The organism is Desulfovibrio sp. DV, assembly GCF_001936595.1.
In the GTDB taxonomy this organism is placed as follows: domain Bacteria; phylum Desulfobacterota; class Desulfovibrionia; order Desulfovibrionales; family Desulfovibrionaceae; genus Solidesulfovibrio.
The window spans coordinates 1-16949 of the sequence record NZ_MLBG01000109.1 but is presented as its reverse complement, the minus strand read 5'-3'; the positions used below and the strand labels follow the sequence as shown (position 1 = coordinate 16949).

The window sequence follows — 16949 nt, the reverse complement described above, 5'->3', positions numbered from 1 at the left end:
GAGGGTTACCCCTCCCGGCCGCCGGAGGCCTCCCCGCCTATTTGCGCTCCATGCCCCGGCGGCTGAGGACCAGGGCCAGGGCCGTGGTCAGCTTGACCAGTTCCACGTTGTTTTTGCGCACAACGCCGGCCAGCCGCCGGGCCAGCACGGTCAGCAGCTTGACCCCGATGACCGGATTTTCCGCCACGAAGGTGAAAAACCGGTCGCGGTCGATACGCAAAAACCGGCAGTCGGTCAGGCAGGTGACCGTGGCCGAACGGATGTCCCGGTCGAGAAGGGCCATCTCGCCGAAAAACGGGCTTTGGGCGTCGCCCAGTTCCACCAGCGTCTTCTCGGTGCGCTCGGCGTCCAGGCCGGGCGCGGCAATGCCTTTTAAGATCATGGATTTGCTGACCCGCACCCGGCCGGCCACCAACAGGAACATGTCGTCGCCGGGCTGGCCCTCGGCAATGACGGCCGCGCCGGCCGGCAGATGGACCGGCTCGAAGGCCGGGGCGACCAGGGCCAGCTCTTCCGGGGACAGGCGGGCGAAGAGTTCCGCCCGGGTCCAGGAATCCTTATTCATGGCGCGCTCCGCCGCTGTCGGCCGGGCCGGGTGCGGCCGGTTCCGGGGCATGGTCCCTGGACGGGCCGGCCTCGCGGCCAAGGATGATGCAGCCGTCAAAGGCGTTTAAGTCCACCTCGTCGCCGGGATTGACCAGTACCACCGGCCCCTGGTTGCCGATGCGGCCTTCCTGGCCGTAGGCGGCAAAGAGTTCCAGGATGAACTGGTCAAGGGCGGTGTCGGCGTCGAGGAGTTCCTTGATGGTGATGTCGCGCTTGATGCGAAAGACGGCCACGGGGAGCAGTCCGCCGTCGGCCATGGACCGGGCCACCAGCTGGGACCAGCGAAGGCCCCGCTCCTCGTGGGCCAGCGGCCGGGCCTGCATGGCCCGGTGGCCGGGCGTCCCGAGCAGGCGTTCCATGAAATGCCACAAGGCCGGGTGTTCGCCCATGGCCCCCAGGGCCCGTTCGGCCAGATCGCCGCGAATAAGGGTCACATCCACCCCGGCCCGGGCCAGATGCTGGCGGTTGGCCTCAAGCAGGGCCTCGGCATAGAGCTGGACCTTGGGAGCCAGCCCCCGGAAGGTCAGGGCGGCGAGCAGGGTCTGCTGGTCGGCTTCTTCCGGGGACAGCCCGTCTTGGGACAGGATGTAGGCGGCCCGGGCCGTGGCCGGCGAGGCCCGGCCAAGGACGGTCTCCTGGGCCGGGTTGCCGCGGCAGAATTCCAGGCGGTTTTCCAGGCCGATGTCGGCCGCCGCCTCGGCAAAGGCTTCCGGGGTGATCTGGGCCACAAGCACCACCACCGGCCCCCGCGAGGGCGGGGCAGCGGCGGCCAGGGCCTTTATGAGCCCGGCTGCGTGGGCGTTGTAGCCAAGGACGAGGCAGTGTCCGGAGGTTTTCACAGGCGCTAACCCCTGGCGTTTGCGGTTGCGGCGTTCGATCAGGGCCGAGGCCAGATTACCGGTCAGGGCGGCCATGATGCCGATGCCCGTGCCCATGATGCACATGCCGATGATGCGCCCGGGCACGGTGACCGGCACGATGTCGCCGTAGCCCACGGTGGACAGGGTGACCATGGCCCACCACAGGGCGTCGAACAGGGTCCGGTCGGGATTGTCCCGCAGCTCGAAAAAGTAAAAGCCCACCGTGGCCAGCAGCAAGATGACGGCCACCAGGGCCGTGGCCGTGGCCAGGGTGGAGGCAAAAAGCCGGCGCAGCAGGGAGGTCGGGGCGTTCACGGGCGGCAACTAGTTGATGCCGACTTCCTTGGCCACGTCCAGGACCTTCTTGCCGGGCTTCTTGGCGCAGGCGTCCATGAGCGCGCCGGAGAAGTTTTCCAGGGTCTTCCAGTTGAGCGTGGTGTCGCCGGAGACGCCGCTCAAGTAGCCGTCCAGCCACATGAGGATGATGCCGGCGGATTCTTCGTCAGCGTCGGCAATCTCCATGACGAAATCCTTGCAGGTGATGGCGCCGAAGTCGATGTTCTGGGGCTGTTGCTGTTTCTTGGCCAGGGCCGGGCCGGCAACGGCCAGCATCAGGACGGCGGCACAGACGAGGGAGCGGAGCAGACAAGGCATGGCGTCTCCAGAGGAAGAGGGTTGTCCGTCGGCAGTTGGGCCGCGACGGGCCCGGGCCGGGCAGGGCCGGACAAGGCGGCTCGAAATTAGAGTATTTGCCGCCGGCCCGCCAGAGGGGACCGGCACAAGAGGTGGGCTAGAACAGATTGTACTGGCGGATTTTGCGGTAGAGGGTCTTGCGGCAGATGCCCAGGGCCTCGGCCGCCAGCGACCGGTTGTTGTCGTAGAAGTTGAGCACCTTGGCGATGTGCTCCTTTTCCTTGGCTTCAAGGGTCTGGATCTCTTCCTCGGTCCGGGCCGGCTCCAGGAATTCGCGCGGCAGGGCGTGTTCGGTGATGAGGCTGTTTTCCGACAGGATGATGGAGCGCTCCATGACGTTTCGCAGTTCGCGCACGTTGCCCGGCCAGTCGTAGCCGGTTAAGCATTTCATGGCCCGGTCGGAAATGCGGAAGGGGGCCTGTCCGGCCGTTAAGCGCGACAGGAAAAATTCGACCAGCAGCGGAATGTCCTCGCGGCGTTCCCGCAGCGACGGCATCTCGATATTAAAGACGTTGATGCGGTGGAAAAGTGCTTCGTGGAAGCGGCCCTCGGCCACTTCCTTGACCAGTTCGCGGTTGGTGGCAAAGACCAGCCGGATGTCCACCCGGCGCTCTTCCTTTTCCCCCACCCGGCGGTAGGTCTTGTTTTCCAGGACCCGCAGCAGGGCCGCCTGGACCTCGATGGGCAACTCGCCGATCTCGTCGAGAAAAAGCGTGCCCTTGTTGGCAAAGGCCATGAAGCCTTCGCTGTTCTCCACCGCGCCGGTAAAGGAGCCGCGCAGATGGCCAAACAGTTCGCTTCTGGCCAGTTCCTTTTGCAGGGTAGCGCAGTTTTTGATGAAAAACGGCTTGTCCGCCCGTTTGGACAGGGTCTGGATCAGGTGGGCGGCCACTTCCTTGCCGGCCCCGGATTCGCCGGTAATGAGCACCGGCACTTCGGTCGGGGCGACCTTTTCGATGAGGTAGCGCACCTGCTTGATGGCCGGGGAGTTGCCGACCAGCTGCACCGGCGGGGTCTGGCCCTGGAAGTGGCGCAGCCGGCGGTTTTCCCGGCGCAGGTAGGTGCGCTGGTAGGCCCGTTCGATCAGCAGTTCCAGTTCGGCCAGATTAAAGGGCTTGGTGACGTAGTCAAAGGCCCCGAGCTTCATGGCCTCGACCGCGGTGTCGATGGCCCCATGGCCGGTGATGAGGATGGTTTCCAGGTCTTCCTGGCGCTGGCGCAGTTCGACCATGAGTTCCAGGCCGTTGGCGTCGGGCAGGCGGATATCCAGGACCGCCACCTCGTATTCGTTTTTGGCCAGGAGCTCCCGGGCCTCACGGGCCGAGGCAGCCACATGGACGGCCCGGGCCGGGGTGGTCAGTTCCTTGAGCAGGAGCTTGCCGATGGACGGTTCGTCATCGACGACGAGGACGCAATACGTGCTATTCACTGGGGTGCCCGCTATCCAGGGGGAGTTTCACGGTAAAATGCGTGCCGATGCCGACTTCGCTGGCCACTTCGATGACCCCGTGGTGTTCGCGCACGATGCTGTAGCAGGTGGACAACCCGATGCCCAGGCCCTTGCCCACGGGCTTGGTGGTGAAAAAGGGGTTGAAAAGCTTGTCCATGTTCTCCGGGGGGATGCCGCGTCCGGTATCTTCCACCGAGAGGTTGACGGTGTTGTCGTTTTCCGGGTGGGTGGTGATGGTGATCTCGCCGTCGCCCTCCACGGCGTCCATGGAGTTGACGAGCAAATTGAGCAGGACCTGCTTGAGCTGGGCCTCGTCGCCGGGCACGGTGGGCAGCCCTTCGTGGATATTGACGGTGAGGCGAAGGCCGGCAGCGGCGCATTCCGCCAGGCGGCGCTTGAGGATATTGAGCGTGTCGATGACCACTTCGTTGAGGCTCACCGGCGAAAAGGCCAGGGTGTGGGGCCGGGAAAACGACAGCATGGAGCGCACGATGTCGCGGCAGCGGCGGCATTCCATGAGGATGGTCTCGGTGTATTCGGCCACGTCGCCGTAGAGTTCGCCGTCAACGGCCGACTCGATGGCCGGCAGGCGGCGGCGGATGCCCTCGGCCAGCCCGTACACCGCCGTCAGGGGGTTGTTGATCTCATGGGCCACGCCGGCGGCCAGCATCCCGATGGTGGCCATTTTTTCGGCCTGGTAATACTTGGCCTGGTATTCGTGTTCCATGGTCACATCGCGCTTGAAAATGAGGATGCGCGATTCCGGGCTGTCGGGATTGTGGATGGGCGAGGCCACCATCTCAAAGCGCCGGGGGACGCCGTGGATCTTGAATGTGCCCATGCAGCGGCACACGGCGTTGGAGCGAAAGGAGCGGTGGGCCGGGCATTCGGGGCAGGGCGTGCCGCTTTGCCGGAAAAGCTTGTAACAGTGCTGGCCCTCGGGGCGCGGCACGTCGAAGAGTTCGTGGAAGACGTGGTTGACGGAGATGATGCGCAGGTCTTTGGTCAGCACCATCATGATGTCGGTGATGCCGTCGAGGATGGCGGCAATCTCCTGGCGGCGCAGCTCCGATTCCTGGTGGGCGTCTTTGAGCTCCTCCACCTTCTGGCGCAGCTCCTGATAAAACCCGAGCTTGCTGTGCTCGATGCCGATCAGGTCTTCCAGGGACGGGGGCTGGGGCAGGGCGTCGCCGGCGTGGGGTTCCATGGAGCGTCTGGGCAAGGGGGTCCGCAACCGCGAGGGCGTCATAAAGGATTCACGGCCGTCGCGGGCCACATCGAGGGTGAGCCGGCGAAACGGCATGGAGCGCCTGGAGCCGGGCAACAGCCGATCCTGGACCCTGGTTATGGCCGGTTGGTCTGTTGCGTCCCGGGATTTTTCATCCCCTCCTGCTGCCGCAGACATGATGCCGTCCATGGGAAACGGCCGCTAGGACAAAAGCAGGCAGGCCGGTTCTTCGCCACGGGCCACGGGCCGGGAGACGATGAGCCGGTCGGGACCGGCGGACTCTATGGCGGCAAGGGACCCGAGGTCCAGAAAATCCTGCAGGGCGGCCACGGCGCGGATGCGAAAAGCGGCCATGGGCTGGCGGGTGAGGCCGGACAGGCGGCGCAGGGCGGCGAAATCCAGGCGCAGGGCGGCCGGACCGTGGGAGAGGAAGGCGGCCAGCCAGCGGGTGAAGCCGTCACTGCCCAGGGGAGCGCGGGCGGCCAGCAGGCGTTCGATGCGCTGGGCGTCGTCAAAGGCGGCCAGCATCCGGGGGCTGACGTCCAGGGCGCACAGGCCGGCGGCCCGGTCGCACAGGAGCGTATTGAGCAGCCGGACCTGCAGGGCATAGCTGCCGGCGGCGTCCTCGATGTCGATGCGGGTGGCGGCCAAGCGCCACAGCGAGCGTTCCAGGCGTCTGGCGTCGAACCGCCGGGCCTTGGGCCGGATCAGGCGGGCCAGATCGCGCAGGGAAAAGCGGGCCGAGCCCCGGGTCTGGCTGCGCCAGGCCAGGAGCAGGCAGCCGAGAAAGGCGTCGAGATCGTCCTGGTCCAGGCGTTCGCCGCTGGCGCGAAGGGTCGCGCCGGGCCAGCAGGCGGCCAGGGGCAGGCCTTCCTGCCACTGCCTGGGCGAGCAGGTGCGGGCGGCAAACAGGTCGGAGGCCAAAACGAGGCCGAGCAGGCGCGTGGACAGGCCTTGTTCCAGGCCGTCGGCAGCCCGGGCCTCGGGGTCGCTGTCCAGGGGGCTGGTCAGGGTCATGGCGTCGAAGCCGATCTCATCATGGTACATGGTCGTCTTCCCCCTGGCTCAAAGCGGTTTACCCTGTCCGCGCGGGCAGGCCGGCGCAGGGCCGGATGGCGGAAAACGGGGCGACCGGCCGTCCGCCCGCCCCGATTGCGGGTTAGGCGTTTCGACGCAGGGTGGCGAGCATCCCGCGCAACTGGCGCAGGTGGCCGCGTTCCTCGTCGAGGCATTGCTTGACGATGCCGGACTCGGCCACGGGGAGCAGGTCCATCATCTCGCGGAAGTAGAGGATGGTGTCCTTCTCGAACCGGCTGGCCAGTTCGATGGCGGCAATGGGGTCGGCCGCGTCGGCCAGATCCTGCTCCGGGGCTCCGCCGCAGAAAAGGGCGTGGGAGTCGAGCAGGGCCTGGACGTATTCCATGTATTCCTCTTCGTTGCTGCCGGCCGGAACCTCAATCTTGGCGATGCGTCCGGCCATGGCCTCGAAGATGGCCTGGTGGCGGGCTTCCTCGCCGGCGAAGAACTCCAGGAAGCTTTTGACGTCCGGATTCGTCGCGGCCGCGGCGGCCTTGCTATAGACGTTGCGTCCGCGGCGCTCGATCTCAATGGCCGTGCCGACAATGTCGCTGGCGCTGAAAAAACGAGCCATAAAGCGTCTCCTTGTAAGAGGCCTCCGGCGGCCGGGGGGATCATCCCCCCGGACCCCCGGGAAGGGGGAGTGGGTACTCCCCCGGGCCTATGCGTCCTGCGCGGTGTTTCTACAACTCGTTGGGCAGGGCTTTGAGCTGGGCGTAGGTGTACACCGGGCCATCCACGCAGACATAGCTCGTGCCGATATTGCAGCGGCCGCAGATGCCGATGCCGCACTTCATGCGTTTTTCCAAAGTGGTCAGGATCTGCTCATCCGGGAAGTTGAGCTTTTTGAGCGCTTCCAGGGTGAACTTGATCATGATCGGCGGGCCGCAGGTAATCGCCACGCAGTTTTCGGCCGACGGGGCCATTTCCAGGAGCACGTTGGGGATAAGGCCCACCTTGTGTTCCCAGCCCTCGGCATCGCGGTCGATGGTGAGCGTGGTTTCGATGTCCTTGCGCGAGGTCCACTCGGGCAGCTCGGAAGAAAAGGCCATGTCCTGGGGCGAACGCGCGCCGTAGAGCAGCCGGATCTTGCCGAAGTCGGCCCGGTTGTCGAGCATGTAGAGGAACAGCGTGCGCAGCGGGGCCATGCCGATGCCGCCGCCGACGAACACGATGTCCTTGCCCTTCATGTCCTCGACCGGGAAGGGCTTGCCGAGCGGCGCCCGCACGCCGATCTTGTCGCCGGCCACGAGGTTGTGCAGTTTTCCGGTCACTTCGCCGGTCCGCATGACCGAGAACTGGAGGTAGTCCATGCGGGTGGGGGGCGAGTTGATGACAAAGGTGGATTCGCCGATGCCCGGGGCCGAGAGCTGGCCCACCTGGCCGGGGCCGAAGGTGAACGCGGCCATTTTGGCGGCATCGTCGAAGCGCACCCGGAAGGTCATGATGTTGTGCGTCTCCTGGACGGTCTCCAGGATGGTGGCCACTTCCGGCAGATAGGGATTGAACGGATCGGTCATCTGGACACCTCTAGGCCTTGGCCTTGGCGACGGCGTTTTGCACGATTTCGCGGATGTCCACGGAAACCGGGCAGCTTTTCACGCACCGGCCGCAGCCGCAACAGGCGATCAACCCATCATGCAGGGTCGGATAATAGCTGAACTTATGCCCCACCCGGTTTTTCAGGCGATGGGCCTTGGTCGGACGCGGGTTGTGGCCCGAGGCTTCCAGGGTGAACTGGAAGTGCATACAGGCGTCCCAGGAGCGCACCCGCTTGCCGGCCAGGCCCGCGCCTTCGTCGGTGATGGAGAAGCAGTAGCAGGTGGGGCACAGGTAGGTGCAGGCCCCGCAGCTCACGCACTTGTCCGACTGGTCGCGCCAGAACTCCAGGTCGTCAAACAGGCCAAGCAGGGCCTTGGGAGCGTCGGCAATGTCCGGGGCCTCGCCGAGCGCCTCCCGGGCCTTGGCCTTGACGGCCTCGGCCTCGGCCGTCTTGCCCGCGCCGTCGGCCAGCACCGGGCTGTCCAGAAACGGCGCGCCCTTGTCGCTGACCGCTTCGACCAGATAGCCGCCGTCCACCGGGGTTAAAAGCAGGTCGGAACCGGCGGCGTCGGCCGGGCCGGAACCCACCCAGTGGCAAAAGCAGGTGTTCTCCACCCGGTCGCAGGCCATGGTGACGAACACCGTGGCTTCGCGGGCGGCGATGTAATACGGATCAGGATACTTCTTGCCCATGTAGACGCGGTCGAAGATCAGGAATCCGCGCGCGCCGCAGGGCTTGGAGCCGAAGACCACCGTGGGGGTGGCCTCGGTATGGGCTTCGAGTTTGAGGGTGGGGTTGGCGTCCTCGCCTTCCTTGCCGCAGGCATAGCTGAAAAGCTCCTGGCTGGCCGGAAAGACGGCGCCCTTGGGCGGGGCCGTGGCATCGCTGCCAAAGACCGGAGCGCGGGCCGGGTCATAGGCCCGAAACACCACGCTGCCGCCTTCCTCGACGGGGACGAGCACCCGGCGTTCGGCAGCCAGGGCCTTGAGCCACTCGGGGAGTTTCTCCCGGGAGATGTATTTGGCGGCCATTACCAGCCTCGCTCCTTGATGTTGTCTTCCTCGAGCTTGAACTGCAAAAGCGGCGGGATGGCGGCCACATCGACGCCGGCCTGATAATTGAACAGGTCATGGATGGTACGGTTTAAGTGCTTTTTCAGGGCCAAAACCGGGATATCCATGGGGCAGGCCCGCTGGCACTCGCCACACTCCGTGCAGCGGCCGGCCAGGTGCATGGCGTGCACCACCTGGAACATGAGTTTTTCCGTGACCGAATCTTCCTGGGACAACCAGTGCGGCTCGCGGCTCTGGGCGATGCAGTGGTCGCGGCACACGCACATGGGGCAGGCATTGCGGCAGGCGTAGCAGCGGATGCAGCGGTCCATATGGTAGCGCCAGAAGGCCATGCGGTCGTCAACGCTCATGGCGTCCAGGGCGTCGAGATCGGCGTTGCCGGTCGGGTTTGGCGTGGGCTGCGGGGCCGGGTCGCCGACAAAGACGTCGGCCAGCACGGCGTTGGGGAACTGGCAGCGCAGGCACTTGTCGGCGCAGACTTCGGCCAGGGGCATGGCCACGGTCTGGCCGCCGGCCGTGACCGAGACGGTCTTGCCGTCGGTGGCCACCTTTTCGGCGTTGCCGGCCGAGACGCCGGCCGCAGCCAGTTTGGCCTTGACTTTGGTCAGGTCCACCACGCCGTCGCAGCCGGCGGCGAAGATGACCACGTTGTCCCGGTCGATGAGCTTTTCCTGGAGCAGTTCCACCACCGAGCGGGAATCACAGCCCTTAACCACCACGCCGACTTTCTTGCCGGCCATGGTCGGCAGGTAGACGGCGGGGTTGTGGACGTTGAGCACGCCCCAGGTCAGTTTGTCCACGTCGGCGTCGCTTCGCATGAAAAGCGGCGTATTGTGCAGGGCGTCGTAGCCCTGTTGCCAGCCGATGACGCATTCAAGGCCGGGCAGGGCCTCCCTGATGCGGGTTTTGAGTTCCTCAAGCCGCGACACGGTTGCCTCCTTGGCCGATGGCCCCGGCGATCTTGGCCAAAAGCTCCGGAGCCACGGCATCAAAGCGCGGCGCCGGTCCCAGGGCGTGAATCTGTTCGGTGAAAACCGTCACCACTTTCTGCCAGCGCTGGCCTTCCGAGGCCGACACCCAGGTGTAGTCGAACCGGCCCGGGTCAATGCCGAGGATGGGCAGGAAGCGCTTGAGGACTTCCAGACGGCGACGGGCGTAGAAGTTGCCTTCGGCGTAGTGGCAGTCGCGCGGGTGGCAGCCGGAAACCAGCACGCCGTCAGCGCCGCCTATCAGGGTTTTGGCGATGAACAGGGGATCGATGCGGCCCGAGCAGGGCACGCGGATGATCCGCAGGTCGGTGGGCTGGTTGAATCGTCCAACGCCTGCCGTATCCGCGCCGCCATAGGAGCACCAGTTGCACAGGAATCCGACGATCCGCAGTTCCTTGCCGGTCAGGACTGGCATAAGGCGTTGACCTCCGCGAGGATTTGGTTGTCCGTGAAGTGCGACAGCTGGATGGCCCCCTGGGGACAGGTCGAGGTGCAGATGCCGCAGCCCTGGCACACGGTCTCGATGACCTCGGCCTTTTTCTGGCCCCGGAATTCGACTTCCTTGATGGCTTTAAACGGGCAGGTCATGATGCACTTGCCGCAGCCCACGCAGCGCTTGATGTCCACGCGCGAGATCTGGGGGTCGCTTTCCAGCATATCCTTGGAGAACAGCGCCAGCACCTTGGCGGCAGCGGCGCTGCCCTGGCCCACAGACTGGGGAATGTCTTTGGGGCCCTGGCAGGAACCGGCCAGATAGACGCCGGCGGTGTTGGTCTCCACGGGCTTGAGCTTGGGATGGCTTTCCATGAAAAAGCCGTATTTGTCGTAGGAGATGCGCAGCTTTTCGGCCAGCTGCGGCGCACCCTTGGCCGCTTCGGCCCCGGCGGCCAGGACGACCAGATCGGCTTCGATCTCGACCTGGGTGCCGGCCAGGGTGTCGGCCCCGCGCACCATGAGCTTGTCGCCCTTGGGGTAGACCATGGCCACGCGGCCGCGGATGTAGCGCGCTCCGTATTCCTCCATGGCCCGGCGGGTGAACTCGTCGTACATTTTGCCGGGGGCGCGGATGTCCATGTAAAAGACATAGGACTGGGAATCCGGAATGTGGTCCTTGGTCAGGATGGTCTGCTTGGCCGTGTACATGCAGCAGAAACCCGAGCAGTAGGGCCGGTCGAGCGACTTGTCGCGCGAGCCGACGCACTGGATGAAGACGATGTTCTTCGGTTCCTTGCCGTCGGAGGGCCGCTTGATGTGGCCGCCGGTCGGACCGGAGGCGGACAGCAGACGCTCGTATTGCAGGCCGGTGATGACGTCGGGGTAGCGCCCGCCGCCGTACTCGGCGATCTTGCTGATGTCGAAGAGGTCGTAGCCGGTGGCGGCGACAATGGCGCCCACGTCCTCGGTGACGATCTCATCGGTCATGTCGTAGCGGATGGCTCCGGTGGGACAGACCTTGGCGCACACGCCGCACTTGCCCTTGACGAACTGGCGGCAGGTGGTGGCGTCGATATAGGCCTTTTTCGGAATGGCCTGGGGGAAGGGGATGTTGATGGAGGTGCAAGGCCCGATTTTTTCGTTGAACACGTCGGGGTTTTTCTTGCTCGGACATTTCTCCATGCAGGCCCCGCAGCCGGTGCACAGTTCCCAGTCCACGTAGGTGGCTTTTTTCTTCACCTGCACCTGGAAATTGCCGACGTAGCCGCTGATCGCGTCCACTTCGGAATAGGCGTGCAGGGTGATGTTGGGATGCTGGGCCACGTCGACCATCTTGGGGCCGAGGATGCAGCTCGAACAGTCGACCGTGGGAAAGGTCTTGTCGAGCTTGGCCATCTTGCCGCCAATCGACGAGTCGCGCTCGACCAGGACGACTTCGAGGCCGCCGTCGGCGCAGTCGAGGGCCGCCTGGATGCCGGCCACGCCGCCGCCGATGATCATCACGCGCTTGTTGACGGAGAACTTGCTGGGGATCAGCGGTGCGTCGCGGCGCAGTTTTTCCACGGCGATGCGCACCAGATCGACCGACTTGTTGGTATTGGCCTCGCGGTCCTTGCCGATCCAGGAGACGTGCTCCCGGATGTTGGCCATTTCGAACATGAAGCGGTTAAGGCCCGCCCGTTCGACGGCCCGGCGGAACGTGGGCTCGTGCATGCGCGGGGTGCAGGAGGCCACCACCACGCCGGTAAGGTTCTTGTCTTTGATGGCCTGGATGATGCCGTCCTGGCCGGGTTCCGAGCAGGCGTACATGGTGTCCGTGGCGAAGACGACCTCGGGAAAGTCCAGGGCTGTCTTGGCCACGATCCCGGTATCGACCGTGCCTTCGATGTTGCTGCCGCAGTGGCAGACGAAAACGCCAATTCGCATTGCCTATGCTCCCTCGCCTGTTAGTCCGCGCCCGACAGGGCCCTGGAAAGGACCGGCCTCGGATCGACGTTGAGCTTGCCGAATCCGATTTCCGTGTCCGCAATGTTCATGGCCACGCCCATGAGCTGGGTGAAGTAGGGCACCGGAATACGGTAGTTTGTCCCCATGGCCCGATTGACCTGGCTCTGCCGGAGATCAAGGTTCATCTGGCACAGGGGGCAGGCCACGGCGACCATGTCCGCGCCGACGCCGACGGCTGCTTCCAACAGCTTGCCCGAGAGCTTGGCCGTCACATCGGGCCGGGGAATGCCGTAGGAAGCGCCGCAGCACTCGACCTTAAGCGGAAAGGGGACGACTTCGGCTCCCAAGGCGGCGAGGATGTTGTCCATGGCCATGGGGTTTTCGCAGTCGTCAAAGGCCATGAGCTCGGGCGGCCGGTTCATGATGCAGCCGTAGTAGCAGGCGACCTTGAGGCCCTTTAAGGGGGTGCGGACGGCGGCCTTGATGGTATCGAGGCCGACGTTTTCCACCAGCGCCTGGAGCACGGAGATGGCATTGACGTCCCCGCCGTAGGGCTCGTCGAGGAGCTTGTCCACCTTGGCCTTAAACGGGGCGGCCTCGATGCGGTGATTGGCGGTGCGCAGGTTGGTCAGGCAGCTCGGGCAGGGCGTGGCCGCGGCGGTCATGCCCATGTTGGCGACGAGCTGGAGGTTTCTGGCCGACAGGGCGGCGGACAGGGTGTGGTCCTTGGTATGGGCCGGGGTGGAGCCGCAGCAGCTCCAGTCCGGAATGTCGACCAGGGACAACCCCAAAGCGGCGCACACGGCCCGGGTGGAGGTGTCGTACTCCTTGGAGGTGCCCAGTCCCGAACACCCCGGGTAGTAGGCGATGGCTTCGCTCATGAGTTGGACTCCCTCTCGAAACGCTCGAAAATCCGGGCAACATGCTCTTTGCCCTGGATCTCGTGGGGCTTCATGGCGAGCTTGCCCTTGGGCAGGATTTTGGGGCCGAGGTCCATGTCGGTCCAGAACCGTCCGGTCTTGGCGACGTAGTTGATCAGAAGGCCCAGTTCGAAGACCCGGCCGTGGGCGCGCACGGAATCGAGGAAACTGTCCCAGAAGGTTTTGACCTGGGGCACGGCGGCCAGCCCTTCGCGGCGGGCCATGTGGCGCAGGACATCCATGATGCAGGCCACGTCGATGTTGTTGGGACACCGGGTGGTACAGGATTCGCAGGTGGCGCAGAGCCAGATGGATTTGCTCGAGAGCACGGTCTTTTTTTGGCCGGCCTGGACGAGACGCATGATCTGACTGACGGGAATGTCGTAGACGAAGGTGTACGGACAGCCGGCCGTGCAGTTCCCGCACTGGTAGCACAGGCTGACTTTCTGACCGGACTCCTCCTCCACCCTGTGAACGAAATCCTCGTCATAGTCGCGGGTGAGATTGATGATGTTCATTCGGTCCTATCCGGTTGACGTGAAAGGTGACGACACTATCACAAGCGGAGCGTCCAGGAGCCCAGACCCCCCCGGCGGGCACGACGACCGCGGTCCGGGGTGGATAGCACGGCGGTCAGGTGTTTACCACCCCGGACCGGGCGTCGAGCCTGGAGGAAATAGCTTCGTAAAATCGAGATGTTACGCAATAAGGCGAAAATCTTCCGGGTATTGACTTTGTGTCTGTTTGGAACAAAGTCGAAAAAATCGGGCCGTCATGGGCCGCATTTTGGGTCCGTATGGACGCATTTTCGGCCTGATAATGCGTCCGTTGAGACATGACCGGGATCGCTGCCACGATCGGCGGCCATGTTGCTGTTGCCGTTTTTGTCAAGGATTGTCCGGTCCGGCCGGCTGGTCCGAGGGTGGTTGGGTGTCCCGCCCGGGACCCGGTCCGGCTGCGGGGCCGGTCATCAAAGGGGGGCCAGGCGGCCCCCCTTCTTCGCGTCGGTGCGTCCTTTACAGGGCGGCGGTGTAGATGTCGGTCACGTCCTTGTCGGTCGGGCAGCGGGGGTTGGTGAATCCGCAGGCGTCCTTCTGGGCGTTGCCGGTCATGGTCGGGATGTCGGAGGCCTTGACGTCCTTGCCGTACTTCTTGCCAAGGTCGATCAGGCCGGCCGGGATGCCGACGTCGGCGGACAGCTGGCGAATGGCCTTAAGGGCCAGTTCGGCGGCGTCGCGGGTGGACAGGCCGGCGATGTTTTCGCCCATGAACTCGGCCATGGCGGCAAACTTCTCGGCTTTGGCGATCAGGTTGAACTTCTCGACATGGGGCAGCAGGATGGCGTTGCACTCGCCGTGGGGCAGGTCATAGAAGCCGCCGAGCTGGTGCGCCATGGCGTGGACGTGGCCCAGGGAGGCGTTGTTGAAGGCCATGCCGGCCAGATACTGGGCGAAGCACATGCCTTCGCGGGCTTCGATGTCCTGTCCGTTGGCCACGGCCTTGCGCAGGTACTTGAAGATCAGCTTGAAGGCTTCGATGGCGCAGGCGTCGGTCATCGGGTTGGCGATGGTGGACACGTAGGCCTCGACGGCGTGGGTCAGAGCGTCCATGCCCGTGGCGGCGGTCAGCGCCGGGGGCATGCCGACCATCAGGACCGGGTCGTCAATGGCGATATGCGGGGTGACGCGCCAGTCGACGATGGCCATCTTCACGTGGCGGGACAGGTCGGTGATGATGCAGAAACGGGTCATTTCGGAAGCGGTGCCGGCCGTGGTGTTGACGGCCAGGTAGGGCATGAAGGACTTGGAGGACTTGTCCACGCCTTCGAAGTCATGGATCTTGCCACCGTTGGACACGCAAAGGCCGATGCCCTTGCCGCAGTCGTGCGAAGAACCGCCGCCCAGGGTGATGAGGCTGTCGCAGCCGTTGGCTTTGTAGACTTCCACACCCTTGTGGACGTTGGCGTCGGTCGGGTTGGGGATGGTTTCGTCGTAGACATGGTACTTCATGCCAGCGGCGTCGAGCAGGTCGGTGATCTGCTTGCAGATGCCGACCTTGACCACGCCCTTGTCGGTGACGATCAACGGTTTGGAACCGCCCAGGGCCTTGATTTTCTCAGGGATCTGTTTGGAAGCGCCGATACCGATAAGGGTCACGCTGGGAATGAAGAAACCGTAAACTTGCTCGCGAACAGCCATGGTGCCAACCTCACTGTAGTTAAGGTTAAGGTTTTGCGAACGGACCCCAAACCTGATTTCCGTTTGGCGTAAGCGTAAACGCTGCCCCCCATAAAGCAATTCTCGGGCCAAAACTCCTGTTCATGTATTTCAACTGGTTAAAACGTCAGACCTTTTCCCAGCGGGGGCAGTCTGGCCGATTGCGGACCGCCTGCGCCCGCTCCGGGCGGCCCCGCCGGCCGGAGTGCCCGGGCAAAACCAGCCAATTCCGGGGGTTGGCGCGCCTTGGACAACTTGTCCCACGGGCTGCGGGCTGTTGGGTAAAAAGGTGACACCTGCTGCCCATGGGACGAGTTGTCCCTGTGCCAGCCGGCATGGGTAAAAAAATACACTGCCATTTCCATGGGTTGTGATGCTTGTCGCCATCAGGCCGGGAGAGGACAAAACGACACGGTGGCTGTTTGAGCCGGATTCCGGGCCACTGCAACTCCCGGCCCACATCCCGGACGAGCCTGCCCAGGGGCCCTGCCCAGGCCCAATAGACGGCCCTGGCGGGAAAGGCGCATTGACACGACCCGACTGCTTGCCTATTTTGCCAAGTATCAAAATTACGGCCGGCAACCCTATCCCGGAGTGTTTCCTGCCTGTTGCCAAACCCTGCGTCTGCGCTGAGCCTGCGCCGGCGTTGGTTGCCCCGGGCCGCGAGCACCCCGGCCGGCCTGTGCCGTGTGTCCTGCCCGCCCCGGCCGTAACCGGATCGCCACGGGCGTTGGCTAGAGCAGGAGCATCCGGTAACAGCAAGGAGGATGCCTATGCGCGTGCTTTTCATCTGTGTGCACAACAGCGCCAGAAGCCAGATGGCCGAGGCCTATCTGCGTCAAATGAGCGGGGAAGGCGTGACGGTTGACAGCGCCGGGCTCGATCCCACGGTCATAAACCCCCTGGTCGTGGCCGTCATGGCCGAAGAAGGTCTTGATCTGGCCGGCAAGACGACCCGCAAGGTGTTTGACCTTTTCAAGGAAGGCCGCCTCTACGACTATGTGGTCACGGTGTGCGAAGAATCCCTCGAAGGCCAGTGCCCGGTGTTCCCCGGCGTGACCCACCGGCTGCATCTGCCCTTCCCCGATCCGGCCGAGGTCACGGGCACCGAGGAAGAACGGCTGGCCGCCGTGCGCCGCATCCGCGACGCCATCAAGGAACGCATGGCCGAACTGTCCCGGGAACTGGCTTCAGGGGTGTCCCGACCGCTGGTGTCCTAGGCGGCGACGGCTAAACGAGACAAAAGGGAGGGCCTCGTGAAAAAGAACATCCTCTTTTTATGTACCGGCAATTCCTGTCGCAGCCAGATGGCCGAGGGCTTCACGAGAGCGCTCAAAAACGACGTCCTGGCCGCCTATTCGGCCGGTGTGGAAAAGCACGGCGTCAATCCCCGGGCCGTGGCGGTCATGGCCGAGGCCGGGGTGGACATCGCGGGCCAGACGTCCAAGCTCGTGTCCGAGTTGCCGGACGTCGCCTTTGATTATGTGGTGACGCTTTGCGGCTCGGCCCATGACCTGTGCCCGTTTTTTCCGGGACCGGTCAAAAAGGTCCATGTCGGCTTTGAAGATCCGCCGGCCCTGGCCGCCAGCGCCGCCACCGAGGAAGAGGCCCTTGGCCACTACCGCCGGGTGCGCGACGCCATCCGCGAGTTTGTGGCTGGCTTGCCAGGGAATTTGGAAGCGTAGAGAGCGTGGCGAGAAAAGAAAAGAGCCTCCGGCGGCCAAAGGGCTGAGCCCTTTGGAATCCCACTTGGAAGGCAAGGGGTTAAGGGGGAAGAGTGTTGCTGCGACGGTGGGGAGGAGCAGGCAAGGCCGCATGGCAGGCTTGACAGGAAACACCGTTGCTCCGGCGGCCGGGAGGGGGTACCCCCCTCCCGGCTCCTCCCCGACAGGGGAAAGTTATTCCGGGGATG

Annotated in this window: 17 protein-coding genes; 2 read left to right on the top strand and 15 right to left on the bottom strand. The window is 64.5% G+C overall.

The features are described from left to right. Positions 1 to 37: 37 nt before the first annotated feature. The 15 genes from DVDV_RS18235 to DVDV_RS18165 form a co-directional block, all read right to left on the bottom strand. Positions 38 to 565, bottom strand: coding sequence for a cyclic nucleotide-binding domain-containing protein (locus tag DVDV_RS18235; RefSeq protein ID WP_075356039.1), 528 nt, complete (start codon positions 563 to 565; stop codon positions 38 to 40). Continuing rightward, positions 558 to 1781, bottom strand: coding sequence for a potassium channel family protein (locus DVDV_RS18230; protein ID WP_075356041.1), 1224 nt, complete (start codon positions 1779 to 1781; stop codon positions 558 to 560). The genes DVDV_RS18235 and DVDV_RS18230 overlap by 8 nt, the downstream gene beginning before the upstream one ends. 9 nt (positions 1782 to 1790) lie before the next feature. Beyond that, positions 1791 to 2120, bottom strand: a complete 330-nt coding sequence (locus DVDV_RS18225; protein WP_075356038.1) for an HdeA/HdeB family chaperone — start codon at positions 2118 to 2120, stop codon at positions 1791 to 1793. A 136-nt stretch (positions 2121 to 2256) separates the two neighbouring features. Continuing rightward, complete coding sequence (locus DVDV_RS18220; RefSeq protein WP_075356037.1) at positions 2257 to 3588, bottom strand: sigma-54 dependent transcriptional regulator; 1332 nt, start codon at positions 3586 to 3588, stop codon at positions 2257 to 2259. After that, complete coding sequence (locus tag DVDV_RS18215) at positions 3581 to 5014, bottom strand: nitrogen regulation protein NR(II) (protein WP_083634822.1); 1434 nt, start codon at positions 5012 to 5014, stop codon at positions 3581 to 3583. The genes DVDV_RS18220 and DVDV_RS18215 overlap by 8 nt, the downstream gene beginning before the upstream one ends. Before the next feature lie 24 nt (positions 5015 to 5038). Further along, on the bottom strand, positions 5039 to 5884 hold the full coding sequence (locus DVDV_RS18210) for a hypothetical protein (protein WP_075356036.1): 846 nt from the start codon (positions 5882 to 5884) through the stop codon (positions 5039 to 5041). Positions 5885 to 5996: 112 nt separating this feature from the next. Then, the gene (locus DVDV_RS18205; RefSeq protein ID WP_075356035.1) at positions 5997 to 6488 is read right to left on the bottom strand and encodes a ferritin family protein; all 492 of its coding nucleotides are present in this window, start codon (positions 6486 to 6488) and stop codon (positions 5997 to 5999) included. A 109-nt stretch (positions 6489 to 6597) separates the two neighbouring features. Further along, positions 6598 to 7434 carry an FAD/NAD(P)-binding protein gene (locus DVDV_RS18200; RefSeq protein ID WP_075356034.1) on the bottom strand — a complete coding sequence of 279 codons (837 nt, stop codon included), beginning with the start codon at positions 7432 to 7434 and terminating at the stop codon, positions 6598 to 6600. A gap of 10 nt (positions 7435 to 7444) precedes the next feature. Further along, positions 7445 to 8488, bottom strand: a complete 1044-nt coding sequence (locus DVDV_RS18195; RefSeq protein ID WP_075356033.1) for a 4Fe-4S dicluster domain-containing protein — start codon at positions 8486 to 8488, stop codon at positions 7445 to 7447. Next, positions 8488 to 9459: a 4Fe-4S dicluster domain-containing protein gene (locus DVDV_RS18190; protein WP_075356032.1), complete on the bottom strand. Its 972-nt coding sequence runs from the start codon at positions 9457 to 9459 to the stop codon at positions 8488 to 8490. Before DVDV_RS18190 ends, DVDV_RS18195 begins: the two co-directional genes overlap by 1 nt. Further along, the gene (locus DVDV_RS18185) at positions 9446 to 9934 is read right to left on the bottom strand and encodes a hydrogenase iron-sulfur subunit (protein ID WP_075356031.1); all 489 of its coding nucleotides are present in this window, start codon (positions 9932 to 9934) and stop codon (positions 9446 to 9448) included. The genes DVDV_RS18190 and DVDV_RS18185 overlap by 14 nt, the downstream gene beginning before the upstream one ends. Further along, positions 9922 to 11880 carry a CoB--CoM heterodisulfide reductase iron-sulfur subunit A family protein gene (locus tag DVDV_RS18180; RefSeq protein WP_075356030.1) on the bottom strand — a complete coding sequence of 653 codons (1959 nt, stop codon included), beginning with the start codon at positions 11878 to 11880 and terminating at the stop codon, positions 9922 to 9924. The genes DVDV_RS18185 and DVDV_RS18180 overlap by 13 nt, the downstream gene beginning before the upstream one ends. A gap of 20 nt (positions 11881 to 11900) precedes the next feature. Beyond that, complete coding sequence (locus DVDV_RS18175; protein WP_075356029.1) at positions 11901 to 12782, bottom strand: CoB--CoM heterodisulfide reductase iron-sulfur subunit B family protein; 882 nt, start codon at positions 12780 to 12782, stop codon at positions 11901 to 11903. After that, complete coding sequence (locus DVDV_RS18170; protein WP_043636695.1) at positions 12779 to 13339, bottom strand: 4Fe-4S dicluster domain-containing protein; 561 nt, start codon at positions 13337 to 13339, stop codon at positions 12779 to 12781. Before DVDV_RS18170 ends, DVDV_RS18175 begins: the two co-directional genes overlap by 4 nt. A gap of 498 nt (positions 13340 to 13837) precedes the next feature. After that, positions 13838 to 15019 carry an iron-containing alcohol dehydrogenase gene (locus DVDV_RS18165; RefSeq protein WP_075356028.1) on the bottom strand — a complete coding sequence of 394 codons (1182 nt, stop codon included), beginning with the start codon at positions 15017 to 15019 and terminating at the stop codon, positions 13838 to 13840. 791 nt (positions 15020 to 15810) lie between these two features. Between DVDV_RS18165 and DVDV_RS18160 the strand changes: the two genes are divergently transcribed. Both DVDV_RS18160 and DVDV_RS18155 read left to right on the top strand, forming a co-directional pair. After that, entirely contained in the window at positions 15811 to 16257 is a 447-nt protein-coding gene (locus DVDV_RS18160; RefSeq protein WP_075356027.1) for an arsenate reductase ArsC, read from the top strand. 36 nt (positions 16258 to 16293) lie between these two features. After that, positions 16294 to 16722, top strand: a complete 429-nt coding sequence (locus DVDV_RS18155) for an arsenate reductase ArsC (protein ID WP_075356026.1) — start codon at positions 16294 to 16296, stop codon at positions 16720 to 16722. The last annotated feature ends 227 nt before the right edge of the window (positions 16723 to 16949 follow it).

Excerpts from the sequence above, each read along its gene's own strand:
- DVDV_RS18235 (WP_075356039.1), bottom strand. The coding sequence starts at position 565 with ATGAATAAGGATTCCTGGACCCGGGCGGAACTCTTCGCCCGCCTGTCC.
- DVDV_RS18225 (WP_075356038.1), bottom strand. The coding sequence starts at position 2,120 with ATGCCTTGTCTGCTCCGCTCCCTCGTCTGTGCCGCCGTCCTGATGCTG.
- DVDV_RS18215 (WP_083634822.1), bottom strand. The coding sequence starts at position 5,014 with ATGTCTGCGGCAGCAGGAGGGGATGAAAAATCCCGGGACGCAACAGAC.
- DVDV_RS18210 (WP_075356036.1), bottom strand. The coding sequence starts at position 5,884 with ATGTACCATGATGAGATCGGCTTCGACGCCATGACCCTGACCAGCCCC.
- DVDV_RS18205 (WP_075356035.1), bottom strand. The coding sequence starts at position 6,488 with ATGGCTCGTTTTTTCAGCGCCAGCGACATTGTCGGCACGGCCATTGAG.
- DVDV_RS18200 (WP_075356034.1), bottom strand. The coding sequence starts at position 7,434 with ATGACCGATCCGTTCAATCCCTATCTGCCGGAAGTGGCCACCATCCTG.
- DVDV_RS18195 (WP_075356033.1), bottom strand. The coding sequence starts at position 8,488 with ATGGCCGCCAAATACATCTCCCGGGAGAAACTCCCCGAGTGGCTCAAG.
- DVDV_RS18185 (WP_075356031.1), bottom strand. The coding sequence starts at position 9,934 with ATGCCAGTCCTGACCGGCAAGGAACTGCGGATCGTCGGATTCCTGTGC.
- DVDV_RS18180 (WP_075356030.1), bottom strand. The coding sequence starts at position 11,880 with ATGCGAATTGGCGTTTTCGTCTGCCACTGCGGCAGCAACATCGAAGGC.
- DVDV_RS18175 (WP_075356029.1), bottom strand. The coding sequence starts at position 12,782 with ATGAGCGAAGCCATCGCCTACTACCCGGGGTGTTCGGGACTGGGCACC.
- DVDV_RS18170 (WP_043636695.1), bottom strand. The coding sequence starts at position 13,339 with ATGAACATCATCAATCTCACCCGCGACTATGACGAGGATTTCGTTCAC.
- DVDV_RS18165 (WP_075356028.1), bottom strand. The coding sequence starts at position 15,019 with ATGGCTGTTCGCGAGCAAGTTTACGGTTTCTTCATTCCCAGCGTGACC.
- DVDV_RS18160 (WP_075356027.1), top strand. The coding sequence starts at position 15,811 with ATGCGCGTGCTTTTCATCTGTGTGCACAACAGCGCCAGAAGCCAGATG.